Here is a 21,413-nt window from a genome sequence, read left to right as displayed (position 1 = left end):
GTTCAGGCCGGCGTCCATGGCGGGGCAGGGGTCTCGTTGGTCGAGCCGCAGTTCCAGCAGTCCCACTCGTCGGGCACCTCGAACAGCTCCGTCCAGAAGCCGCGCGGCTTGCCCCACACGGTGCAGTCGATGCCGCAGTACCAGCACACGAACAGGAAGTGCACGGGTCCCTCCCCCGGTTGCCTGAGGGCCAGAGTGCCCGGTCTCGGGACGGGCACGGGCAGGTATCGGCCAGGACGCCCCGGCCGGGTCAGGGGGCGGGTTCCCAGGCATCGGGGCCGCCGCCTCGCCACTCCACGAATGCGGGGTCGGTGAGGTCGACGTCCTCGGCGGTCTCCAGGCCGGCCGCGGCGAGGAAGACGCGGATGTCGGAGGGCCGGTGCGCCACGCCGATGGCCACGCCGTCCAGCCGGACCCGGCGCCAGCCGTTCTCATCGGGCGGGTAGACGATCAGCTTCGCGGTGGAGGCCATGAGCCCAGCCTCGGCCGGGTCCGCGGCCTCCGCACCCGCGCCGGCCCGTCAGCGTCGGCGCGGCTTCACCGGTCGCATGGTCGCGGCGGCCCGGGGTGAGGCCGCGTTGCGCCGGGCCCGTGCCTCCTGCGCGGCCTCGTCGAAGGCGTCACCGTCCAGGCTGGCGCTCCCCGGGCGCCGGTCGAGTCCTTGGCCGGGCCGGGTGAACCGGACTGTGGCCCAGGTCTCGCCGACGTTGGCGAGGTAGGCGTCCACGGACATCCAGCGGCGCGGGCGGTCTGGGCTAGGCGGCGGGGGCGTGGGCACTGATGCCTCCTGTGTGGCGTTGTACGGCCCGCTACGGGGCGCGCACGGTCTCGGCGGCGCCAGGGACCCGGGGAGCTGTGAACGGGCCCTGACGGGGCGTACACGACCGTACTCGGGCAGTCACGGGGCGCGGGGGACGGCGGGTGCCCGGGGCCGGAGTTCGGGCGGTCGGCTCTTCGCGGGTGACCGGCCGTGCCACGACACCGGACCTCCGGCCCGGTCCGGCAGTGCGTCGCCTCCGGGCCGGACCCTGTCCGGAGGGGGCGGGGCGCCGTTGCGGCCCTACTAGCGACCCTGGTCGCAAGCGCCCAGGGCTACGGGCGCAGGCGCCCTTGCGCACACCCCCGGGGGGCTCCTCCGGACCCCCGCCCCCCGGGGCCTGGCTCCCGTGGTTGCTACTGGCTTCCTGCCCACGGTCGGGGCGCGGCCGGATCCTCGACCCCGGGTTGCCTGTAGTTGCCGTTCCGGGGCTGAGGTGATCAATGCGGGTTTGCGACGTCAGCCACAGAAGGCCAGCCACAACGGCGGGGCGGGTGACGGCGGCGGGGCGGTGGCCACCTGCACCCCGGACGGCATCAACCCCGTTGCTCCTGCTTGTGAGCCCCCTCGGGCCTACGGTCGCCGACGGCGGCCGGCCCTCCCTGCGGGGCCCGGAACGCCCCCTAGGGCGTGAGGACACGCCGCCCTCCTGCGTCCCCCAATGATCGGCCGCACCCGCCCCGCGGCCCGATGGCCCCCCTTGGTTGCTGCCTCCCCACCCCCGTGGATCCCGGGCCCGCACCTGTCCGTCGAGGCGTCGCCACTGTGGCTTGTGCGGCGGGTGAGGGGGGCGCGCCTCTAATGAAAGAAGGGGCCCGTGCCTCTGACCTGCGGAAACGCGCGGCTAAGCGGTGAAAAAGCGCCGCTTACTAGGCGAAAAATCGCCGCTTAGCACCCTCTGTGCGCACCCCGTCACACCCGCCCCGACCGCCACCCGCGCACGTCCCCACCAGGCTGGCAGCAACAGGAACGCCCCGCCTCCCGTGCAGCTCGGGGAGACGGGGCGTTGCACTGTCGGGTGTGGTCAGTCCACGGGACGGATCGTCCTACGTCGGCGGGCGTCCGTGTTGGTGACCTTGCGGGGGGCGAGGGCCCGATCGTCCGGGGTGACGGGCGGGTCGGTGAGGGCGGCGGCGATCATCTCGCGCAGCTCGGGATGCAGGGTGAAGTAGTACCGGGCGTTGATCCGGTAGACGCCGGCGGACGCCTTGACGAGGAGGCCGAGGTTCTCCAGCCGGGACAGGGATTCGTGCACCGTAGAGACGGAGTTCCCGCAGTCCTCGGCGACCTCCTCGGCCGATACCGGGATCGCCTGGAACAGACCGCCGTGGTCCTCGACCCACGCGAGCGTGCAGTGCTGCGCCGCGGAGAGGTTCAGGGAGTAGAGCGACGGTGAGGTCAGGTCACGCTCGGGGTTGAACGCTTCGGTAGGCAGGATCGTCATCGCGTCTCTCCAACGGCGCGGCGGCGGGCGGCCGGGGTGGTGGTCTTAGCCGGGGCCTTGGGCTTGCTGGCGGCCTTGGTCAGAGCCTTGTCGTCCGGGGTCACGCGCGGAGGCGCGATGCGGCGGCAGGCGGTGACCTGAGTGCTTCCGGCCCCCTCCCAGTATCGGAGGGGGTTGAGCTGGTAGGCGGCGCCCCGTGCGGACGGCTTCACCACCAAGCCGAGCTTGACTAGGCGGGCCAGGGCCTTACGGCACGTTGACTCGTTGGCGCCGATGTCCTCGGCCAGTTCCTCCGGGGTGACCGAGACGTAGCCGGCCGCGGCCCCGTGCTCGCGGAGCCATTCAAGGGCGGCCCACTCGGCCGCGGCCAGGCCGAGGGAGTACAGCGGGACCTCGCTGCCGATGGACTGCAACGTGTACCCCTTCCCGTCGAACTGGTGGGGCGTGCGCGGACGCGCGGCTACTGCCTCGCCAGTGTCCAGGTTGACCAGGGCCACGTTCTCGCGGCGGCCCCTCCGTGTGGTCATGCGTGCACTCTCCCATCGTCCTGCTAAGCGGCTCTTTTTCGCCGCTTAGGTCCGGTGAACCGCCGGTTAGGTGAGGAAACTAGCAGGTGGGTATCCGAAAAATAGCCGCTTAGGGGTGCGTGTCACGCGAACGGGTGCAGATGAGGCCGCCGACGGGTGAGCTAAGGGGCGTTTTTTCGCCCCTTAGCTCCGAGGAACCGCCTCTTACGGCAGCAGAATCGCAGACCACGGCCCGAAAAACCGCCGCCCATGTGCCACCGCGCCTACACGCCTCGCGCTCTGACCCCGCACAGCACAGCGCCCCCGCTCCGATCTCCCCGGAATGGGGGCGCTGTGCCGGGTGCGGACCCGACGCCGGGTTACGACAGGGGCACGCCGTACCGGAGCGTCCAGCCCCGGCCGAGGGTGTGCACGGACACCTCGACCACGCGGCCGTCAGCCGTCGTCCCGGTGTGCGTGATGGTGAGCAGCAGCTCCCCGGCCTCGACGCCCAGGGCCTCCGCCTGTTCGGCGGTCGCCGGGACCTGCGTCACGTCCTCCACCACTTCCGCCTGAGCGAGGCCGGCCTCCTCCATGCGGGAGATGATCCCGCCCGCGCCCGTGTCGAGCTGCGCGACGACCGGCGCGGCCTCCGCGACGAACCCGGGGATGAACGTGTCGCAGAGCTGGACCAGGCGCTCCCCGTCGTACATGCGGCGGGTGCGGATCACGGTGTCCGTGCCGTCGCCGACTACGGCGGCGATGTGGGCCGGAGCCGCGCCGCGGGTCACCTCGACGTCGGCGCGAGGGGTTCCGCCGGCCCGCTTGGTCTCAGCCTCGAAAGCCCCGTGGGCGCCGCCCTCCGCGCGCTGGCGGTACCGGCTACGGGCGTCGCGGGTGATCGTCCCGTTCTCGCCGATGGTGTTGCTGGGCATGCTGTGCGCTCCTTGCTGGTGATGGGTGATTGGTGTTGTCCGGGACGGGCGCCTGTTACTCGGCGTCCAGCTCCCACGTGTATGAGAACCGCCAGGTAGTCACCGGCATGACGTGCTGCGCCACCTCTACGACCCGCCCGGCGGCGTCCATCGCGTGGTGCAGTAGGTCGTAGACCGGCCGGTCCTCCGGGATGTTCAGCGCGGCTGCCTCATCGGTGGTCGGGAATCGAACCTCGATCGTCTCCCTGATGGTGCGGTGCGCGTGGCCGAGCTCGGCCAGACGGCTCTTACTGCCGCCCTCGCCGGTGTCGAGCTGCTCAATCTGAGTGCCGGTCACGAGGTCCAGGGGGAACCACGACGTGGCGATCTGGACGACAAAGCCGCTGTCCGGGTCCTGAGGATCGCGGACGGCCCACATGTTCCGGTGCCTCCGGAGGGCGTTGGACGCATGGTGTAGACCGAGTGCCGCGGCGATCTCGCGCGGGGGCCGAACCCGGTCGATGTCGACGGTCGAGCGGTCCCTGTCGAAGAGGAGCCCGAGCCGGTTCAACTCCGCCTCAAACGCACCGCGCGCGCCGCCCTCGGACCGGGCATCCGGCTGGTAGCGGCCGGTCCCATCCCGCGTGATCTTGCCGAGGAACGGCGTCACGAACGAGCCCTTCCCCTGGCGAGTGACGGCCAGGCCATCCCGCTCCAGGGCACGGAAGACCTCCCGGGCCGTCTGCGACGCGATGCCTTCGGACGCCTGGATCTCCGACAGGCTCGGCAGTTTCGACCCCGGCGGGAACTTCCCGCTCTCGATCTTCGCCCGGAGGCCGGCGGTGATCCGCTCGACTGCCCCAGGTCCCTTCTTGGACGCGGTCATGATCCCTTCTTTCCCTGCCTGATCGCTGCTAGCTCAGTCAGCATCGCATAGCTAGTTGAGTGCCGAAACTGCGGGGCGCGTGTCGCCATCGCCTTTCCATAAAACGCTAGGTCAGGGCAACGCGAAACGCAACTGTGCTAGCAGGGTTGACATCGGGTTGGAGAGGTGGGTTAATCGACCCGTGCCCAACACTACTAGCACAGTGGTGAGGGTTCATGGCCACCCTTCGGGGCGGCAAGGGTCCCGGGACAGAGCGGGGCGAGCGGCCCGGCCTTGTCGACCCGGGAGGTACACCCCACCTACAGCCGTCGGCGTCCCGGCGGAACGGGGTGGAGCCCCTCAGAGGACCGAGGCGCTGCGCGTCCAATCCGCGCAGGTCAGGGCCGGTTCGAATCCGGCATGGGGCACTCAGCACAACCGCAGCACGGGCCCCACCAGGCGCTACCAACGCCCGGGCCCCGGCATCACCGCACAGCACGCACAGCGCAACCCGCACAGCACGGAGGCCCACATGTTCCGTACCGCTCTCCAGCTCGCCCGCCTCGCCACCGCCGCCGTCACCGGCGTCGTAGAGGCCACCGTCTCCACCCTCACCGGCACCACCGCCGCCGACGCGGAGCGCACCGCGCCCGACCCGGCGGACGTCTTCAACGCGGACGAGCTGCCGACCGGCGAGGAGATCGCGGCCGCGGCCGCGCAGTACGCCGCAGCCTCGGACGCCGCCCGGGCCGCGGAGCGCACCAAGCGCGCCGCGAAGAAGCTCGTGGGGCGCCTCCCCGCCGGCCTTTACGGGCGGTGGCTGATTGAGCGGGTCGTCTCGACCCGGCAGACGCCCGACCTCGACGCGATCCGCGCCGCGTACAAGCGGCACGGCCTCGGCGAGGTCCCCATGAAGGAGGTCGCGCCGTCCCTCCGCGTGACCAGCATCGCCCCGGTAGCCATCCCGGCCCCGGTCGCGCCGGTCGCCGTCGAGCACGGCGTGCAGGTAGCGGCGTGAGCGCCGCCCGGCCCGCCCTCGGCGGGAACGACGGCCAGGAGCAGCGCCCGGTACTCACCATCCGGGTCAGCCGGGACGGCGGCCGCACGTACGGGCCGCCGGTCACGGTCGACCCCGACCGGGACGTGGTCCCTGAGATCACCTCTCAGTACCCGCCGTGCCGGTGCCCGCTGCACTGCCCGGCCCCCTGACCCTCCAGAGCCCCACCGTGCAAGAGAACGGCCCGTCCGGAGGCGCTACCAACGCCTTGACCCGGACGGGCCGTTCCACGCACGCGCACAGCCCCCTCGACGACATCACCCGACCGAGAGGACCAGCACGTGAGCGACCGTACCAGCGCCCCGCGAGCGCCCCGCACGTACCCCGCCGACCCGATGATGGACGAGATGCTCCGCCGGGTCCGCGCCACCGACGCGGCCCGCGCGGCCGCCCGGATTCCGGCCCCGTCTTCCGACCCGTTCATGGACGAGGCGCTCCGCCGGGTCCAGGCCGGCCGGTGACGGCCGCCACGGTGTACGGCACCGGCACCTCGTACAGTCTCCTGGCCGCGCTCCTCCCGGCCCGAGCCCGCCTGCTCCTCAGCGACGGCGCCCCGGCCCTGTCCGCCGAGGTGTTCACCGACCCGGACACGGCGGGCGCCCTGCCGGTCGTGTCCGTCTGGTCGCCCGGCTTCGACGCCGACGTGGACGGCCCCGGCCTGGACGCGCTCCTCGCCCGCCTCGACGCGTTCGGCGCGCACCTGCGCCGCATGCGGCACCTGCTCCTCCCCTGACCTGCCACCCCTTCCGGCCCGGGACCGCACCGCGCGGTCCCGGGCCGGTCTGCGCCTCCGGGAGACCCCTTGAACCTCGACCGCATCCGGACCGGCCTGCAGAGCGCCGGCGCCCGCACCGAGACCGCCGTCACCGACACGCTGACCTCGCCCGTGACCGCCGCGTTCACCGGCGTAGTCGCCGGGTGGACGTACCTCTCCGGGAGCCCCTGGCACGGTACGGCCCTCCTCATGACCGCCGTGGGCCTGACCGCCACGTGCGCCGCCGCCCGCCTCGGCGGCGACCGCGAGGACGACCAGGACGGCCCGGAGGCCCCCGCCGGGCCCGCCGTCCTCCTCCCGGCGCCCCGGACCGCTACGGAGCCCCTGAGGGGCCCGGACGGGGAGCGGGTGACGGTTCCCCAGCAGCGCACCGGTCCGGCCCTCACGGCGACGCCGGGCGGCCCGGGCGGGCGCCTGTTCCTCCGCCCCGGCCTGACCGGCCCGACCCCGACCCCGACCCCGACCCCGGAGGCGCTCGTGCGCTGGACCCTGACGGCCTGCCACATCGACGTCGACGTGTGGGGGTGGGAGCTGGAGGGCGACCACTACGCCACGCACGACACGTTCAACCCGGCCGACGCGGACGCGGACATCACGGCCGCGCTCGACTGGGCGGAGGGCGTCATCGGGGTCTCCCGGCTGGCGTGGGTGCACTCCCAGGTCGAGGGGTTCGACAGGTGGCAGGCCACCGCCCCCGACCCGGCCCCGCACTGGTGAGGGGCCGGTACCTGCCTCACCCCGACTCGACCGCCCCGGCACACGCCAACCCCGTGTTCCGGGCGGTCACCCGCCGGGACGGGCGGCTCTGCCGCGGCGCCCCGGACTGCTGGGAGCTCGCGACCGTCCTGACCCCGGCCGACCCGGCCGTGCCGCTCCTGGACGCCGCCCGCCTCCCGGCCGCCGACCTGACGGCCGTCTGCGGCCCGCACGCCGACGCCGCCGCCCGGGCCGGCCTCCGTACCCGCGAGGCGGCCGCCGCGGCCGCCCTCGCCTCCGCACAGCTCGACCTGTTCACCACCTGACCCGAGGAGACACCCCGTGATCCGCATCGTCCGCTCCAGCACGTACGCCGCCCTGCTCGCCGACCGCGAGGAACTCGGCCGGACCCGCAGCACCCTCGACCTGGCTACCGACGCCCGGGACCGGGCCCTTACCGACCTCGCGGACGCCCGGACCACCGCGCGCACCCTCACCGGCACGATCGGCTCCCTGCGGGCCGAGCTGGACCAAGCCCGCGAGAACACCGCCAGGGCCGCCCGCAGGGCCACCGACGCCGAGACCGGCACGCAGGCCCTCGTCCAGCAGATCACCAAAGAGCGGGACGCCGCCCGCGAGGAGGCCGGCGCGCTCAGCGCGGAGAGCAGCGTCCTCGCCGACGTCCGCCAGGACCTGATCCGCCTCCGCGACCACGCCGCCGACCCCGCCAACGGCAACACCGTGCGCGGCGCCATCGCGTACGGGGTCCTGCGGGACCTGATCACCCGGGCCCGACAGGAGCGGGCCGAGGCCGGTGAGGACACCCGCCTGCCGCGCCCCTTCGACCTCGTCGCCCTGGTCCTCGGCCTCGACGGCCAGGACGACGAGGACGCCGCCGCCCCGGTCCGGGAAGAGGCGGCCCCGGCCGACACCCAGGTCTGCGCCGCGTGCGCCGCCCGCCGCCCCGTCGCCGACTTCCGGCACGGCGCGATCTGCATCAACTGCCCGGCGATGACCGCCAGCCGCTGACTCGCGGCCTCGCCGATCGCCGTTCCCGCTGCACCCCGCGCCGTTCCCGTGGCGCGGGCGTCCGGTCCCGCAGCATCGCCCCGACCCCCGTGCACACCCTGACCTGAACCCCTGGAGGTCTCACCGTGGCCACTGCCGCGATGCCCCTGAACGGGACGGAGCGACAGCCCGTTCCCGTCGCGCCGCCCACCGTTCCCGCCGCACGCGCCGACGTTCCCGCGGCGCCCGACACCGTTCCCGACGCACCCAAGCGGGACTACGCCGAGACCGCCGGCCGGGCGCTCCTGGCGGTCGTCGTCCTCGGCGGCGCCGCCCTCGCCGCGATCGGCTTCGCCGGGTCCTACAAGTCCCTGAGCGCCCTCGCCACCGCGAAGGGGTTCGGGGACTTCGCCCCCTGGTTCCCGATCGGCGTAGACGCGGGGATCATCGTCGCCCTGGCCGCTGACCTGTACTTGGTCCGCCGGGGGACGTCGTGGCCGTTCCTGCGCCCCCTGGCCCACCTCCTGACCGCCGCCACGGTCTGGTTCAACGCCAGCTCCGGCCCCCGCCCGGTCACGGAGGACCCGCTGGCCGCCGCGATGCACGCCGTGATGCCGGTCCTGTTCGTCGCCGTGGTGGAGGCGTGCCGGTTCCTGGTCCTGCGCACGGCCCGCGAGAACGCCGGCCTGACCGAGCCCGAGGGGATCCCCTGGCACCGCTGGTTCCTGAACCCCACCCGCACGTTCGCCATGTGGCGCCGCATGAAGCTGTGGGGGGTCGCGTCCTACCTGGTCGCGGTAGGGCTGGAACAGGACCTGCGGGTCTACCGGGTGATGCTCAAGCAGAAGCACGGCAAGGTCCGGCACGCCCCCGAGGTCGAGCGCCTGCCCCTGACCATGGCCCGGTACGGGCTGACCGTGGATGAGGCGCTGGCCCTGCCCCAGGAGGCCGAGGAGCGCGAGCAGCGCCGCCAGGAGGCCGAGGAGGCCGCCAAGGTCCGGGCGGCCGCCGCGAAGGCCGAGCGGGCCGCACAGGCCCAGATCGCCGAGCTTCGCGCCGACGGGAAGGTGCAGGCCGCCCGGCACGAGGTCACCGCAGCCACGAAGCAGGCCGAGGTAAGCGCCCACGCCGAGCTGGTCGCCGCCGAGCGGGCCGCCGAGGCGGAAGCGACCGCCCTCGAATCCGTCGCGGCCGCCGAGGCCGACGCCCGCCGCGCGGCGGCCGCGAAGGCCGCGGCGGAAGCGCGGGAAGCCGCAGCGGAAATCGATCAGCGCGCGGCGGGAACGGAAGCCGACGCGGCGGAAACGCGGCTGCGCGCGGCGGAAGCCGACGCGAAGGCCGCCACCGCGGAAGCCGCGACGGAGGCCGCCAACCGGCGCCGCGCGGAGGACGCCGCACGCGCAGCGGAAGCGACGGAACGCGCGGCGGAAACCCGGCTGCGCATCGCGGGAATCGAGCGCCGCGCGGCGGAAGTCGAGGACGAGGCGCGCCTGAACCAGAAGGACCGCAACGTGCTGCGCCTCGCTCGCCGGGCGCTCCTGGAGCACGGCGGCGACGTCGACGCGATCCCGCTGGACGCCGTCGCCGAGGAGTTCAGCGTCTCGACCACCACCGCGTCGAACTACCGGAAGTGGGCGGCGGAGCGGATCGCGGAGGGCTACCGGCCCGAAGGGATCTGACCCCCGCCCGGCACACAGACGGCCCGTCCCCGATCCAACCGGGGGCGGGCCTGCTGCTGACCGTACCGCGCTCTGGCGCTCGCCCTGCCGGCCCCGGCCCCCGCCGGGGCCCGCTGCGTGACCACCAGCCCGCCCCGCCCCTCCGCCAGCACCGAAGGAGCACCACCATGACCGACGTCGCCACCCGCGTCACACAGGGCGTCCAGGCCCTCGCCGCCGATCACCTCCGCCGGGAGATGTGGCAGTCCCAGCACCGGGCCGGCCTCCTCACCGACGCCCAGACGTACGACGCCCTCGCCGACGCCATCGAGGCCGCCCTCAAGGGCAAGGACATCCCCGGGGACATGCCGTGGTCGGCGTCCCTGCGGTCCCGCAAGCGGGTCAAGCCGCTGAGGAAGGCCGCGAAGGCCATGCGGGAGGCCGCAGCCGCGATCGGCGGGACCGTCGTCGCGTACGAGGCCACCGAGCCCGAGGCGGTCGCCGCCTCCCGCGAGGCCAAGGCCCTGCGGAAGGCCGAGCGGAAGGGCGCCGCGGCCGCCGCGCTGAACCGGGGCGCCGCCCGCGCCGTCGAGCGCCTGGCCGTCGCGCAGCAGCCCACCGACCAGCCCGAGGCACCGAAGAACCTCGGGGACTACTTCGGCCAGCAGCGCGGAGCCTGACCGTGAACCGACCGCCGACCAACGCACAGCAGCGGGCCGCCAACCGGCACCGCCACTACCAGGAGCGCGCCCAGGCCGCCGCCGCGCTCGGCTCGAAGGGCACCGCGGCCTCCTGGGCGGAGCGGGTCCGGGGCCTCGCCCGGGACCGGGCCCTGCGCGGTGACCCCGGCGGATGGGTCGAACTGGCCGGGGAGCTGGAGCAGTTTTGCGCCAGGCACCCGCCCGCCGACAAGGCCGACCGGCGGGCCGCGCGCCGGGCCTGGCACTGGGAGACCCGGCGCGCCGGCCTCGCCGACGCCGACCCCCGGACGATCGCCCTGGCGTGGTGGGACCGCGCCCGGGCGGTCGCCGCCGAGCAGGACGGGGAGGCCGGTTGGAACGACCTCGGGCTCACCCTGATGAACCTCTCCAGCCGCTACGGGCAGTAGCTAGCCCGGGCGGTCCGCAGCGTCATCGTCATCGTCATCACACCCGCTGAACGGCCTCGCGCACACGTAATGCGGGCCTGCGCGTCTGCGGACGCGCGGGCCTGCGCGCGTGTACGCGAGGCCGTCACGGTGTGTCAACCCGTAGAGGAGCGCCCAGACATGTCCGACGACCACGACAACGTGGTGTCCTTCCGGCGGCCCAGCAGTGCCGCACCGCCGCTTCCTCCCCCTCCGCCGCCGCCCCTCCCGGGGCCGCCTCCTCCTCCGCCCCCGCCGGCCGCGTCCGCCCCTCCGGTGCAGGCTCCGGCCGCACCGGCCGAGACGGCCGCTGTCCGGATTTCACCGTTCGATCTGCCCATGGCCGTACCGGCGCCGCCCCCGCCGGGCGTCGTGCCCGACACGTTCCGGTCGGAGGGCCTCGACCCGGAGGACGGCGGCGCCGCTGACGGAGACCCCCCGAGCACGGGGGCGTTGGGCATGGCCGCGATCCTCGCCATCGCGATGGCGGCTTTCGCCGGCGTGCGGACGTGGGTCCAGGAGTCCGGGCCCCGGCGCGCGGAGGCCAAGGCCCACAAGCGCGAGCTTGAACTGATCGCCGCCAAGGCCAACGCCGAAGCGGCCAAGTCGGAGGCAGGCGCCGAAGCCGTCCGCGCGAAGGCCGCCGTACCCTCCGCCCACGAGTACGGCAGGAAGACGCTAGGGCGGGCCTCTGGCGGCTCCGGAGGCGGCTCGGGCTCCTCAGGCCCCAAGGGGCCGGGAAAGCCCGGCACGGCGACGCACAGCCCCTCCGGCGGGGTCGGGGTCAAGCCCGGGTCCTCGAAGCCGACTTCACCCGGCGCGAGCCGCCCCGGCTCGGGCGGCCCCGGCGGCACCGGCCCAGCAGGCAAGGGCCCGGGCGGGACCGGTCCGAAGTGGTCCGGGACCGGGGGCAAGACGAAGCCGGACGGCTCGTCAGGGAAGGCCGGGCAGGGGAGCGGGGGGAAGGCCGGCCCCGGCGGCTCGTCGGGGTCCGGGAAGGGGTCCGGCGGGACCAGCCCGGGCGGCGGGTCCGGCAAGGGCTCCTCGGGCACCGGCTCGGGGAGCGGCGGCACCGGCAAGCCCGGTGCGGGCAAGGGGTCCTCGGGCGGCAACGGCACCGGGAACGGCGGGGGCAAGACCAACACCCCGTCCGGGACCGGGAGCAGCGGCCGCACGACGCTTCCGCAGCGCGTCCGGCAGGCGATCCGCGACAAGTGGTTCAAGCAGACGCCGACGCCGCAGACCCCGAAGCCGCAGAAGCCGAAGCCGCCGGCCAACGCCCCGCAGAACAGCACGACGCCGCCGACCGGCAGCAGCAACCCGTCCGGGACCAAGCCGGGCGCGAAACCCGGGACGACCGGGCAGAGCGGGCACGGGACGTTCTGGACGCGGACGACGGTGTGGACCTGGACGACGTGGACGACGGCCCGGGGCTGGTGGAAGAAGCGGCCCCGCAAGGGCCCCCAGAACAAGACGCCGGGTGGACAGCAGCACCCGCCGCCGCCGAACTACCCGCCGGGCGGGGCGCAGCAGACGCCGCCCGGGCCGGGCCCCCAGTGGGGCGCCCGCCAGTCCCCGTTCGACACCCCGACGCCCGGTGATGAGCCCGAGGTCGTCTACACCGTCACGCAGGACGGCCCGGCGCGGTCGAACCGGCCGCAGCAGCCCCCTCCCCGCCCGCCCGCCGGCGCGGTCGGCCCGGCCCGCCCGGGCCTGCCCCGCGCACCCCAGCGGGCGGCCGGCCGCCGACCCACGACCACCAAGCCGAAAGGGCCTTTCGCCATGGGCTCCGCACCCGCCACCGTGTCCGCCTCGGGCGGCATTCCCGCCCAGCACGCTACGGAGATCAACCTCGACCAGGCGCTCCGCGCCCTGTCCCGGCTCGTCGGTGAGGGCATGGACGCCTCCGACGACGCCGCCGGCCTCGCCCGGCAGGCGCGCCGCCTCCTGACCGCCCTCGACGGCATGTCCAAGGACCTCGCCCGGGTCCACAACGTTCGCGGCCCCAAGACCACGACCGCCATGCAGAACCTCATGGAGATCGTGCAGCGCCTCGTCAAGTCCGCCGACCGCATGGCCAAGAGCGCGCTCGACGCCGCCGAGGCCGCCGAGGCGGAGGAAGTCCTCATGGCCCGGCACTACCGGCCCGTGCAGAAGGCGACCGCTGACGCCGGTCTCGTCACCCCGTCCGCCGCCATCCACAACAGCTAGGAGGCACCACCGTGACCGCACTCGTCCCCGCCGGGGGCCTGCCCGCCCAGAACACCGAAGGCGCCGCGAACAACTTCCAGGGCGTAGCGGCCAAGCTCCGCAGCCTCCAGGCCGCCGCCGACGCGCTCCAGGAGCACGCCGAGCAGCTCCAGGCCCGCATGCGGAACAACTCCCGGGCCGCCTCCCGGCTGAAAGACCTCTGCGCCTCGGCCGGGGTCGCGGCCAGCCACACGGGCCGTATCTCCGACGTCGCCGCCCAGTTCGCCGGGGTGGCCGGTGACAGCGGCCGCATCGTCGCCGACACGGACGCCATGGGCACCGCGGCCGGGAACGTCGTCGCCCAGCACCGGACGGAGTACGGCGGCATCAACGCCGCCTCGACCTCCTCGCCCGTCCGTCAGGCCATTCCCGGGTTCTACCGCGTGACCTGACCCCGCCCCACCCCCCGACCGCGGGGCCGCACCTAACCGGGTGCGGCCCCGCCCTCTTCCCCCCGCGCACCGCCACCACCGCACGCCGAGGAGCCCCCGAGATGATGAGCCGCCCCCTGCCCGTGACGATCGAGCGCACCGCCTACGGGGTGGGCGCCCTCTCCCTCGCCGTCCTGCCTCAGCTCGACGCGGGCGGGGTGAACGCGACCGTGGCCGTCCTCGGCGGCGGCTGTGCCTGGTGGCTCTACCGCCGGGCCACCCGCTCCGACTTCCACAAGGCGCTCGTCGCCGCGCAGCGGGGCCTGCCCGTGCTGACCGGCGCCGCCGCCTACGCGGCCGCCGTGGTGACCCCAGGGACCCATTGGTGGGAGTACGCCGCCCCCGCCGCGTGGGGCGCGCTCATGGCCGTGTGGCTGCCCGTCACCCGCGCCTCCTGGACGCCCTCCCCGCAGCCCGTGGCCGTCGGCCCGGTCGGGTTCGAGGCGGAGACGGCCGCGAAGTGGGCAGCCTCGCAGGCCGCGCAGCAGACCCGCCTCGTAGACGTCGAGCGGCTCGTGCCGAACGGGAAGGACTTCACGGCCGTGGTCGTCGCCCCCGCCGGCCTTCCCGTCCCGCGCTTCGACCAGGACGCCGTCGCCGCCGTCTTCGACGTCCCCGTGGACGCCGTCCAAGCCATCCAGGACATCCCCGGCAGCGGCCCCGGCCGCAAGCGGCTGACCATCACCCCGAGCGACCGGAAGGGCGGCCGGTCCTTCGAAGACGACTGGGCCGCCCGGGTCGGCTGCGCAGACGGCGCGATTCCCCGGAGCCGGGTCGTCCAGGTCCGCCAGGACCCGGGCCGCGTGATGATCCTCGCCGAGGTCCCGTCGGGCCAGGTCGCCACGATCAACCACCCGCAACTGTGCTCGGCTTTCGGGGTCAAGGCGGAGGAGCTGCGGCTGATCGCCGAGACGGACGGCGGCACGCAGGCCCTCGTCACCCTCTACGACACCTCGCCGCTGACCGGCACCCGGCCCGCCACCCGCGACATGGTCACCCCGAACGCTGACGGCTGGTGGGTGATCGGCACCGCCCACGACGGAACCGACGTGTACTCGCGTCTGTGGAACGGCACGGGCGCCGTGCACGGCTACGTCGTCGGCGTCACCGGCTCCGGGAAGACGGTCGCGATCGTCCTCGGCCTCGCCGCGGCCGCGAACGCCGGCGCGGTGTCCTGGCTCGCCTCCCTCGACCCGGACGCGCAGCTCGCCGCCGCCGGGCAGTACATCGACCGCCAGGGCGCCGGCCGTCTCTTCGCCGCCCGCGCGGTCCGCGCCGCCGTCCGCCTCATGACGATCCGCGGTGAGATCAACGCCGAGGTCGGCCACGACTTCTCGCCCGCCAGCCCGTACCCGATGCTGACGCTCGACCTGGACGAGTTCAACGGCCTCTGTGACGACAGCGAACTCGGCCAGGAGATCGCGGCCGGGGCCGTCGCCATCGCCGAGCGCGGCCGCAAGTACGGGCTGCGCGTCTGCTTCGCCGGGCAGACACTCGACCTCTCCCGCATCGGCGGGGACCGCTCCCTGCGCGAACAGACCCGATCCGGCACCGGCGTGGTCCTGCGCACCGTCTCGGGGATCTCCGGCCGCCAGGCCACCGAGGGCATGCTCCCCGAGGGCGTCGAGCTCGCCGAGATCCCGACCGTCATCGGCGGCGGCCTCACGATCGCCGACCGCATGCAGGGCGTCACCGAGGCCCCGCACGGCGCCTCCACCGCGGGCATGGGCCACGCCCTGAACGGCAGCGCCCCGCGCATGATGCGGGTCCTGTACGTCCACCTCCCGAAGGACGGCACCGCGCACAACCTCGACGAGCTGTTCCCCGAGGGCGGCATGGTCTCCACCCTCACCGCCCGGGAGATCGCCGCTCTGGACGCCGCGGACCTGTACGGCGACTGGACGGCCCCGGTGACTGAGGCCGAGACCGCCGCCGCACAGGAGGCGACGGGGAAGGCGAAGCGGGTCACTGCGAAGGACCGGATCCTCGCCCTCCTCACGGGCGAGATGACCACCAAGGAGATCCGCGACGCGATCCCCGACCTGGCCGCCGGGACCGTCCGCAACGCCCTGGCCGAGCTCGCCGGAGACGGCCTGATCGCCAACCCCGACCACGGGGTGTACGCCCCGATCGACTGACCACCACTCCGATCCATCCGAGGGCGGGCCCGGCACCACGGGCCCGCCCTCGCCATGCACACCGACACCGAGGAGCCAGTGATGACCACCACCGACAGCGCCGCCCGCTTCGCCGCCGTGTACGCCCTCCTGACGGCCGCTCACGAGGCCGGGGACTACTGGGTGCAGCGCGACGCCGACGCGGGCGCCAAGGGCCGTCACGGCCACGAGGGCCGGGCCGCGTGCTTCCGTCACGTCGCCTCGTACACCGCAACGCAGGCCCTCGCCCTCGGCGTCGCCGGGCACTACCTCGGCCTGCGCATCACCGGGCGGCGCGTGGCGGCCGCCCTCGCCGTGTCCGCCGTCACGCACTACGTCGCAGACCGGTGCGCCGGCCACTGGCGCGAGACCGGCGATGACGCCCCGGCCCTGGTCCGCTTCGCCCACCGCTCCGGCAAGACGGAGTGGCTCCAGCGGGACCCCGGCGCCGGGCCCCTCCTCGACCAGGCATGGCACCGGTCGTGGATCGCGGCCGCCGCCGTCGTCGCTGCGGGGCGCGGCCGGGCCTGACCACCACACGCAGCACCTGTTCCCGAGGCCGGCCCCCGACGCAGGGGGCCGGCCTTCCCCCTGTACGACGACCACGCCCAGGAGCACCGGCATGACGACGAACCTCGATCCCGCCCACCTGTACCGCTTCGCCCCCGACCTCCTCATGGAGGCGCACAACCTCCTGACCCTCTCCAGCCGGTTCCTGGAGCAGACCCTCGCCGGTGAGCAGAACGACCCCGAAGACCTCCGCGCGTACCTGCTGCGCCGCGCCGTCCAGTCGGACCGGGCGGAGATCCGCGGCCTGTTCGGCGGCTCGTCGCGGCCGCAGGCCGAGGCGTCGTTCCGCCTCCTGGCCCACGTCGACCGCGCGCACCCCTGGCTCGTCCCGGCCGGCCTGACGACCCCGGACGCTGCGGCGCCGTACGAGGAGCTGCGCGCCTACGTCCGCGAGTCCTACGACGCCGCCCCCTGGACCTGACACGTCCCGTACCCGGACACCACGGCGGGGGCCGGCGCGCACCGCCGACCCCCGCCTGACCCGCCCCCGAAGGAGCACGCCCAGCATGCACCAGCACCCCGCCCGCCACGCTGAACCCGCCCCGGCCTACGTCGTCCCGGCCTCCGCGCCGCTCGTCCACCAGCCCCGCCCGTACGACGTCGCCGGGCAGCCGGTGCTCCTCCCCGCGCCGGCCGCCGAGCGCCGCGCCCTGGTCCAGCTCGAAGACGGGTCGTGGGTCGCCGCGTACGTCCCAGCGGCGCCGCCGGTCGTCATCCCGGCCGCCCCCGAGGCTGCGCCCCGCCGCCCGCTGTCCGCCCTGGAGCGCGGCGCGATCACCGTCGTGGGCAGCGTCTGCGCCCTCACCCTCACCGGAGCCGGAGCCCTCGCCATGGTCGGAGCCGCCACCCTCGCCGCCGCCGCGAACCTCGCCCTCGGGGCCGCCGCGCTCCTCGGCACCAGCGCCGCCGCGTGGGCCGTCCTGCGGCTGACCGGCGCCCTGCGCCCTGCCTCCGCCCCGTCCTCGCCGACGTCGGCCCCGGCGGCACCCGTAACGGTCAACGTCACCGGACACGGCGGCACGGGCGGGCGCTGGGCGTCCCGAGGCGGTACCGGTGTCCGCATCGACCACCTGACCATCAACCAGTGAAGGGGACGCCTTGACCGTGAGGCACTGGCACGCCTACGCCCACACCGGCCGGGCCTGCACCGACAGCCAGATCCGCCGGGGCCAGGCGCCGGCCACCTACCCGCCATTCGAACTCCGCAACTGGCTCACCCGGCAACCAGAGACGACGTTCACCGACCCGGGCACCGCCGCGAAGTGGCTCCGCGTCCAGGCCGAGGAGCACCCCCCGACCGACGCGGCCGCGTTCACCGTCGACACCCGCCTGCGGTACGTGCACGCCACGCTCGCCCAGGAGATCGGGGCTGACGTCGTCTGGGGCTACTACACCCCCGGCCGGGCCTTCGTCTCCCGGGCCCTGATCGTCTGCCCCCGCCCGCTCACCCCCGCCGGGCCGCCGCCTCCCTGCCCGGACCCGAACTGACCACCAGGAGCAACAGATGCCCAGCACCGACCGGCCCGCCGTCACGATCACCTCCTTCGGGTACGGCCACCAGCCCGACGAGCAGGCCCCGGCCGCGCACCTGACCCTCGACCTCCGCGCGCACTTCCGTGACCCCCATGTGGACCCCGCGATGCGGGAGCTGACCGGCCGGGACCAGGAGGTCATCACGGCGGTACTCAGCACCCCGGGGATCCCGGCCCTGATCGCCGCCGCCGTCGCGGCCGCCCGGGCGTTCCTCGGCGGCCCCTCCGCCGGCCCCCTCCACATCGCTGCGGGGTGCGTCGGGGGGAGGCACCGCTCCTACGTCGTGGCCTCCGCGCTCGGGACCCTGCTCTCCGACCTCGACCCCACCGTGGTCCACCTCGACGTCGACCGGCCCGTGATCCGCCGCCCCGCGCCCCGGGGCTGACAGCCAGCAGCACGACCAGGCCCCGGCCGCCCCCTCCTCCCGAGGGGCGCGGCCGGGGCCTTTTTCGCGTTCCGGGCCGGTCAACCCGCGGCTACGGTGACCTCCTCCACCAGAGCGGCGACGTCCTCACCGGCGGTCAGCGCGGCGAGGAGCTGCCCGAGGAGGAGCTCCCGCTCGTACAGCACCGTGAACATGGCCCCGGCCGGGAGCGCCGGCCCCGGGAACACCCCGAGCCCGTGCCCGCCGAGGATCTCCACGTGCGTGCGGACGACGTGCCCGCCCTTCGGGTCCTGCTCGACGGCGCGCATGTCCTCGCGCATGGCCGCCATGAGGCCCCGGCGGACCACGTCGGCCGACAGCGCGAGGATCCCGCCCTCGTCGCTCACCTCCTTGACCAGCTTCGCCGCCTGGTCCGCCGGGTCGAAGTGCCGCGTACGGGTAAGGCGCCCGCATCGCTGCTGGAGCGCGGAGGCCGCAGCCGCGATCTCGACCGCGTTCGGCGCCCCGGCACGGGCTTCACCGGCGAGGGTCATCAGGCGGTCGAGGAGCTGCCCAGTCGGCACCTCGTGGGCGACGTCCAGCGGCGTACGGGTCCGGGTCTGGGTGGGGGTCATCTCGGGTCCTCTTTCTCGGGGAGTAGGTCAGTCGTAGGTGTGTCGGCGGTGAGGCAGCACCCGCAGGTGCGCAGCAGGATCTCGACGCCTCCGGCGCGGGCCTGCGTCAGGCCGGCCCGGGCCAGGTGCGACGGGCACAGCAGGCACCACGGCGTCAGCAGCAGCTCTTTCACGGGACCGTCCCCGCAGGCCATGCACCAGACGCCGGCCTCCGGTGCGGCCGCTGAGACGTACGCGGCGCCCGGGTGCCCGCACGTGCCGGCCGCGAGGGCCTGCAGAGCGGCGTCCTCGGCCCGGGCCCGGATGACCGGGCCGAGGAGGACGACGGAGATCCGCTCATCGGCCACGGGCCCGCGCCCGGTAGTCCTGGTGGGCCGCCGCCCGGGCGAGGACGTCGGCGGCCCGCATGCCCGGCTCCAGCCAGTCCTCCGCGCCCTCCGCGAAGTGCTCGGCGTCCCCGCTGCGGTGCCGAAACTCGGCGAGCCACGCCTCCACGCCGCCGACGGTCCGCAACCTCATGACCTCATCAGCAACATGCGCGAGCTCATGCGCGACCGTGGAGTTGGGGGCGCGGGCGACGTCCGGCGAGATGGTGACGACGGCCCATAGCTGGCCGTCGTGGCCGCGTCGGATCTCCGTGAGGCCGCGATGCGTCCCGCAGTCACCGCGGCGCACGTCGAGGGACATCAGCGGACCGGCTGTAGTCAGCCCGAGGGCGAGGGACGCCCACCGGTCCCCACCGACCAACTGCGGGTCCACGTACGCCCACCGCCACCGGCCGTCAGGCCCTACGGCGCGCGTCGCCCCCGGCGGGGCCACGGGCGCGTTCTGGGCCACCATCACCGGCGCCCGGTCCTTCCTGACCGCGCCGACGTTCAACGGCCGTGTACGGGCCGCCTCCGCCTCCGCTCGTGACCGGGCCCGCCGGTCCGCCTCGGCCCGTTCACGGGCGGCCGCCTGCTCCGCCCGGACCGGGGCGAGGTTCAGCGGGGCCGGCGGCCGCCAACTGGGGTCGAGGGAGGCGAGCAGCCGGGCTTGCACGGCATCGCCGGGGTTCCGGCGGGCGTAGGCGCGGGCGGCATCGAGGTCCATCGGGGGTCGTCCTCTCGGGCGGGGGCCGGCACCGCGCCGGGCCCGTGGTCCTGGTCGTGCTCGTCGTCCTGGTGGTGCTCGTCCTCGACGTCGTCCGGCGGCCGGACCCCGAACGGGCCGACCGCGCCCGGGTACACCACGCCGAGGAGCACGGCACCGCCCTTGAACCGGTACGGGGCAGGGATCATCACGCCGCCTCGGGCGTGCTCAGCAGGTACTCGTCCAGCGTCACGCCGAGGACGGCCAGGCCCGCCCCGACGTACGTTGTCCCGGTCTGCTCCATCAGCCGCACCAGACGGCCCATCAGCACGAACCGGTCCTGTACGGCCTGCGCGTCCACCAGGACCCCGGCCAGAGCCGCCCGCGCCTCTTCCAACGTCAGGTGCTCCAGGAACACGCCCTGGTAGTAGGGCGGTCCGCCGGCCGCACGGCGCTGCACCGACAGCACCCGCGCCCGTTTCACTACCCGGTCTCCAAACGCCGTGGGGACCACCTGCCGTACCCGGTCCCAGCGCCGGAACCGGCGCAGGTGCCCGTCCAGCGCATCGGCCGTCAGCGCGTCCGCCGCCCACAACCGGCCGTCGGCGGCCGCAGCGGTCAGGAGGCAGTGCACCCGCTCTTTGATCTCCGGGGCAGGGCGCTGCTGGTGCCACTCGTCGTACCCGGCCTCGGTCAGCAGCGCGTCCACCTCGGCCCGGGCCCCGTCCGGCATCTGCCGGTACTCCCGCGTCACCGCGCACCACCGCCCACGACCCGCAGGCCACGCGGTCTCAGCCGCTGCACCTCCGCCACCCACGCCGTCAAGCCCTCGACGGCGTGCGTCAGCCCCTCGATAAGACCCTGCTCGCCCTCGCAGACCTCCGCGACGAGGGCCGCGTCCAGGAGAGGCAGGCCGGTCATCGTCTGGTGCGTCAGCCTCGCCACCGACTTCCGGAGCTGGTTTCGGTGGAGCTCCGGATCCCCGTCGAGGTACGCGGCCAGAGCCTCCCGCAACCGCTGGTGCTGCCGGTCCACCGGGATGCCGGGCCGCTGAACCTGCGTCAGCGCCTCCTGCGCCACCGTCCGTACGACGTCCGGCACCGGCACCTCTTGGCCCCGGCGCCGGATCACGCCTCGCTCGGCACAGGCCCGGATCTGGTCGACCTTGTCCAGCGTCGACCCCGAGAACCCGGTACCCACCGCGGCGACCTTCGCCGTACGGGCGTCAGGCCGGCCCGCCGGGGCCGAGTCCGCAGACGGGACACCCTCGCCCAAGTTGGGCGAGGGTCCCAACGGCTTGCCTCGTCGCATCCGTCCCTCAGCGGCGGGTACCAGCAGCGCCGCCCGCCGTTCCCGGGCCTGCGCCGCCTCGTACGGCGTGAGCGGCTTCCGGCACGTGTTCTCGTCCTCCTCGGCGCGCAGTACCTCGGCGGCCGTCGCGAGGGTGACCACGGTCACCGGCACGGTCTCCCACCCGAGGCCGGTCACGGCGGCGAGGCGCCGGCCGCCCGCGACGAGGTCGCCGTCCTGCGTGACG

Annotated in this window: 29 protein-coding genes and 1 pseudogene; 18 read left to right on the top strand and 12 right to left on the bottom strand. The window is 74.6% G+C overall.

Going from position 1 to position 21,413, the window contains the following annotated elements:
* Positions 1-2: 2 nt before the first annotated feature.
* From ACGFXC_RS37035 to ACGFXC_RS37005, 7 genes are all read right to left on the bottom strand, one after another.
* The gene (locus ACGFXC_RS37035) at positions 3-164 is read right to left on the bottom strand and encodes a hypothetical protein (protein WP_393719340.1); all 162 of its coding nucleotides are present in this window, start codon (positions 162-164) and stop codon (positions 3-5) included.
* An 86-nt stretch (positions 165-250) separates the two neighbouring features.
* Entirely contained in the window at positions 251-472 is a 222-nt protein-coding gene (locus ACGFXC_RS37030) for a hypothetical protein (protein WP_393719339.1), read from the bottom strand.
* 48 nt (positions 473-520) lie between these two features.
* The gene (locus ACGFXC_RS37025; RefSeq protein WP_393719338.1) at positions 521-778 is read right to left on the bottom strand and encodes a hypothetical protein; all 258 of its coding nucleotides are present in this window, start codon (positions 776-778) and stop codon (positions 521-523) included.
* Between the two features lie 1,063 nt (positions 779-1,841).
* The gene (locus ACGFXC_RS37020) at positions 1,842-2,261 is read right to left on the bottom strand and encodes a MarR family transcriptional regulator (RefSeq protein WP_393719337.1); all 420 of its coding nucleotides are present in this window, start codon (positions 2,259-2,261) and stop codon (positions 1,842-1,844) included.
* Entirely contained in the window at positions 2,258-2,788 is a 531-nt protein-coding gene (locus ACGFXC_RS37015; protein WP_393719336.1) for a MarR family transcriptional regulator, read from the bottom strand. Before ACGFXC_RS37015 ends, ACGFXC_RS37020 begins: the two co-directional genes overlap by 4 nt.
* A 359-nt stretch (positions 2,789-3,147) precedes the next feature.
* A complete protein-coding gene (locus ACGFXC_RS37010; protein WP_393719335.1) occupies positions 3,148-3,702 on the bottom strand; it encodes a UTRA domain-containing protein in 555 nt (184 codons plus the stop codon).
* Between the two features lie 55 nt (positions 3,703-3,757).
* Positions 3,758-4,567 (bottom strand): GntR family transcriptional regulator, encoded by an 810-nt coding sequence (locus ACGFXC_RS37005; protein WP_393719334.1) that lies wholly within the window; start codon positions 4,565-4,567, stop codon positions 3,758-3,760.
* A 511-nt stretch (positions 4,568-5,078) separates the two neighbouring features.
* Here ACGFXC_RS37005 and ACGFXC_RS37000 point away from each other — a divergent pair.
* The 18 genes from ACGFXC_RS37000 to ACGFXC_RS36915 all read left to right on the top strand — a co-directional run bounded on the left by ACGFXC_RS37000 (position 5,079) and on the right by ACGFXC_RS36915 (position 18,191).
* A complete protein-coding gene (locus tag ACGFXC_RS37000; RefSeq protein ID WP_393719333.1) occupies positions 5,079-5,564 on the top strand; it encodes a hypothetical protein in 486 nt (161 codons plus the stop codon).
* Positions 5,561-5,755, top strand: coding sequence for an exo-alpha-sialidase (locus tag ACGFXC_RS36995; protein ID WP_393719332.1), 195 nt, complete (start codon positions 5,561-5,563; stop codon positions 5,753-5,755). The genes ACGFXC_RS37000 and ACGFXC_RS36995 overlap by 4 nt, the downstream gene beginning before the upstream one ends.
* 129 nt (positions 5,756-5,884) lie before the next feature.
* Positions 5,885-6,064 carry a hypothetical protein gene (locus ACGFXC_RS36990; RefSeq protein ID WP_393719331.1) on the top strand — a complete coding sequence of 60 codons (180 nt, stop codon included), beginning with the start codon at positions 5,885-5,887 and terminating at the stop codon, positions 6,062-6,064.
* The gene (locus ACGFXC_RS36985; protein WP_393719330.1) at positions 6,061-6,336 is read left to right on the top strand and encodes a hypothetical protein; all 276 of its coding nucleotides are present in this window, start codon (positions 6,061-6,063) and stop codon (positions 6,334-6,336) included. The genes ACGFXC_RS36990 and ACGFXC_RS36985 overlap by 4 nt, the downstream gene beginning before the upstream one ends.
* A gap of 69 nt (positions 6,337-6,405) precedes the next feature.
* Positions 6,406-7,095, top strand: coding sequence for a hypothetical protein (locus ACGFXC_RS36980; protein WP_393719329.1), 690 nt, complete (start codon positions 6,406-6,408; stop codon positions 7,093-7,095).
* A 53-nt stretch (positions 7,096-7,148) separates the two neighbouring features.
* Entirely contained in the window at positions 7,149-7,400 is a 252-nt protein-coding gene (locus ACGFXC_RS36975) for a hypothetical protein (protein ID WP_393719328.1), read from the top strand.
* A 16-nt stretch (positions 7,401-7,416) separates the two neighbouring features.
* Positions 7,417-8,103, top strand: coding sequence for a hypothetical protein (locus ACGFXC_RS36970; protein ID WP_393719327.1), 687 nt, complete (start codon positions 7,417-7,419; stop codon positions 8,101-8,103).
* Between the two features lie 125 nt (positions 8,104-8,228).
* The gene (locus tag ACGFXC_RS36965) at positions 8,229-9,761 is read left to right on the top strand and encodes a DUF2637 domain-containing protein (protein WP_393719326.1); all 1,533 of its coding nucleotides are present in this window, start codon (positions 8,229-8,231) and stop codon (positions 9,759-9,761) included.
* Between the two features lie 167 nt (positions 9,762-9,928).
* Complete coding sequence (locus tag ACGFXC_RS36960; RefSeq protein ID WP_393719325.1) at positions 9,929-10,420, top strand: hypothetical protein; 492 nt, start codon at positions 9,929-9,931, stop codon at positions 10,418-10,420.
* A 2-nt stretch (positions 10,421-10,422) separates the two neighbouring features.
* A complete protein-coding gene (locus tag ACGFXC_RS36955) occupies positions 10,423-10,848 on the top strand; it encodes a hypothetical protein (protein ID WP_393719324.1) in 426 nt (141 codons plus the stop codon).
* Between the two features lie 357 nt (positions 10,849-11,205).
* Positions 11,206-13,077: a hypothetical protein gene (locus ACGFXC_RS36950; protein ID WP_393719323.1), complete on the top strand. Its 1,872-nt coding sequence runs from the start codon at positions 11,206-11,208 to the stop codon at positions 13,075-13,077.
* An 11-nt stretch (positions 13,078-13,088) separates the two neighbouring features.
* Positions 13,089-13,508 carry a hypothetical protein gene (locus ACGFXC_RS36945; RefSeq protein WP_393719322.1) on the top strand — a complete coding sequence of 140 codons (420 nt, stop codon included), beginning with the start codon at positions 13,089-13,091 and terminating at the stop codon, positions 13,506-13,508.
* Positions 13,509-13,609: 101 nt separating this feature from the next.
* Positions 13,610-15,685: a hypothetical protein gene (locus tag ACGFXC_RS36940; protein WP_393719321.1), complete on the top strand. Its 2,076-nt coding sequence runs from the start codon at positions 13,610-13,612 to the stop codon at positions 15,683-15,685.
* Positions 15,686-15,766: 81 nt separating this feature from the next.
* A complete protein-coding gene (locus ACGFXC_RS36935; RefSeq protein WP_393719320.1) occupies positions 15,767-16,234 on the top strand; it encodes a hypothetical protein in 468 nt (155 codons plus the stop codon).
* 91 nt (positions 16,235-16,325) lie between these two features.
* Positions 16,326-16,694 (top strand): hypothetical protein, encoded by a 369-nt coding sequence (locus tag ACGFXC_RS36930; protein ID WP_393719319.1) that lies wholly within the window; start codon positions 16,326-16,328, stop codon positions 16,692-16,694.
* A gap of 85 nt (positions 16,695-16,779) precedes the next feature.
* On the top strand, positions 16,780-17,361 hold the full coding sequence (locus tag ACGFXC_RS36925) for a hypothetical protein (RefSeq protein WP_393719318.1): 582 nt from the start codon (positions 16,780-16,782) through the stop codon (positions 17,359-17,361).
* 10 nt (positions 17,362-17,371) lie between these two features.
* Positions 17,372-17,761 carry a hypothetical protein gene (locus ACGFXC_RS36920; RefSeq protein ID WP_393719317.1) on the top strand — a complete coding sequence of 130 codons (390 nt, stop codon included), beginning with the start codon at positions 17,372-17,374 and terminating at the stop codon, positions 17,759-17,761.
* Between the two features lie 16 nt (positions 17,762-17,777).
* A complete protein-coding gene (locus tag ACGFXC_RS36915; RefSeq protein ID WP_393719316.1) occupies positions 17,778-18,191 on the top strand; it encodes an ATPase in 414 nt (137 codons plus the stop codon).
* 80 nt (positions 18,192-18,271) lie between these two features.
* On the opposite strand, the gene ACGFXC_RS36910 is transcribed toward ACGFXC_RS36915, so the two are convergent.
* The 5 genes and pseudogenes from ACGFXC_RS36910 to ACGFXC_RS36890 all read right to left on the bottom strand — a co-directional run.
* Positions 18,272-18,805: a hypothetical protein gene (locus ACGFXC_RS36910; RefSeq protein WP_393719315.1), complete on the bottom strand. Its 534-nt coding sequence runs from the start codon at positions 18,803-18,805 to the stop codon at positions 18,272-18,274.
* The gene (locus tag ACGFXC_RS36905; protein WP_393719314.1) at positions 18,802-19,152 is read right to left on the bottom strand and encodes a hypothetical protein; all 351 of its coding nucleotides are present in this window, start codon (positions 19,150-19,152) and stop codon (positions 18,802-18,804) included. The genes ACGFXC_RS36910 and ACGFXC_RS36905 overlap by 4 nt, the downstream gene beginning before the upstream one ends.
* Positions 19,142-19,897 (bottom strand): hypothetical protein, encoded by a 756-nt coding sequence (locus tag ACGFXC_RS36900; protein WP_393719313.1) that lies wholly within the window; start codon positions 19,895-19,897, stop codon positions 19,142-19,144. The genes ACGFXC_RS36905 and ACGFXC_RS36900 overlap by 11 nt, the downstream gene beginning before the upstream one ends.
* A gap of 187 nt (positions 19,898-20,084) precedes the next feature.
* Positions 20,085-20,630, bottom strand: coding sequence for a hypothetical protein (locus ACGFXC_RS36895; RefSeq protein ID WP_393719312.1), 546 nt, complete (start codon positions 20,628-20,630; stop codon positions 20,085-20,087).
* Positions 20,627-21,413 (bottom strand): annotated as a pseudogene (locus ACGFXC_RS36890) (hypothetical protein); the annotation flags it as partial. The pseudogene ACGFXC_RS36890 and the gene ACGFXC_RS36895, both read right to left, overlap by 4 nt.

Source organism: Streptomyces sp. NPDC048507 (genome assembly GCF_043199995.1).
Taxonomy (GTDB): domain Bacteria; phylum Actinomycetota; class Actinomycetes; order Streptomycetales; family Streptomycetaceae; genus Streptomyces.
The sequence above is the reverse complement of the archived record's forward strand: the minus strand, read 5'-3'. Positions and strand labels throughout refer to the sequence as shown.

Excerpts from the sequence above, each read along its gene's own strand:
- ACGFXC_RS37030 (WP_393719339.1), bottom strand. The coding sequence starts at position 472 with ATGGCCTCCACCGCGAAGCTGATCGTCTACCCGCCCGATGAGAACGGC.
- ACGFXC_RS37020 (WP_393719337.1), bottom strand. The coding sequence starts at position 2,261 with ATGACGATCCTGCCTACCGAAGCGTTCAACCCCGAGCGTGACCTGACC.
- ACGFXC_RS37015 (WP_393719336.1), bottom strand. The coding sequence starts at position 2,788 with ATGACCACACGGAGGGGCCGCCGCGAGAACGTGGCCCTGGTCAACCTG.
- ACGFXC_RS37010 (WP_393719335.1), bottom strand. The coding sequence starts at position 3,702 with ATGCCCAGCAACACCATCGGCGAGAACGGGACGATCACCCGCGACGCC.
- ACGFXC_RS37005 (WP_393719334.1), bottom strand. The coding sequence starts at position 4,567 with ATGACCGCGTCCAAGAAGGGACCTGGGGCAGTCGAGCGGATCACCGCC.
- ACGFXC_RS37000 (WP_393719333.1), top strand. The coding sequence starts at position 5,079 with ATGTTCCGTACCGCTCTCCAGCTCGCCCGCCTCGCCACCGCCGCCGTC.
- ACGFXC_RS36960 (WP_393719325.1), top strand. The coding sequence starts at position 9,929 with ATGACCGACGTCGCCACCCGCGTCACACAGGGCGTCCAGGCCCTCGCC.
- ACGFXC_RS36950 (WP_393719323.1), top strand. The coding sequence starts at position 11,206 with ATGGCCGTACCGGCGCCGCCCCCGCCGGGCGTCGTGCCCGACACGTTC.
- ACGFXC_RS36940 (WP_393719321.1), top strand. The coding sequence starts at position 13,610 with ATGATGAGCCGCCCCCTGCCCGTGACGATCGAGCGCACCGCCTACGGG.
- ACGFXC_RS36935 (WP_393719320.1), top strand. The coding sequence starts at position 15,767 with ATGACCACCACCGACAGCGCCGCCCGCTTCGCCGCCGTGTACGCCCTC.
- ACGFXC_RS36930 (WP_393719319.1), top strand. The coding sequence starts at position 16,326 with ATGACGACGAACCTCGATCCCGCCCACCTGTACCGCTTCGCCCCCGAC.
- ACGFXC_RS36925 (WP_393719318.1), top strand. The coding sequence starts at position 16,780 with ATGCACCAGCACCCCGCCCGCCACGCTGAACCCGCCCCGGCCTACGTC.
- ACGFXC_RS36915 (WP_393719316.1), top strand. The coding sequence starts at position 17,778 with ATGCCCAGCACCGACCGGCCCGCCGTCACGATCACCTCCTTCGGGTAC.
- ACGFXC_RS36910 (WP_393719315.1), bottom strand. The coding sequence starts at position 18,805 with ATGACCCCCACCCAGACCCGGACCCGTACGCCGCTGGACGTCGCCCAC.
- ACGFXC_RS36900 (WP_393719313.1), bottom strand. The coding sequence starts at position 19,897 with ATGGACCTCGATGCCGCCCGCGCCTACGCCCGCCGGAACCCCGGCGAT.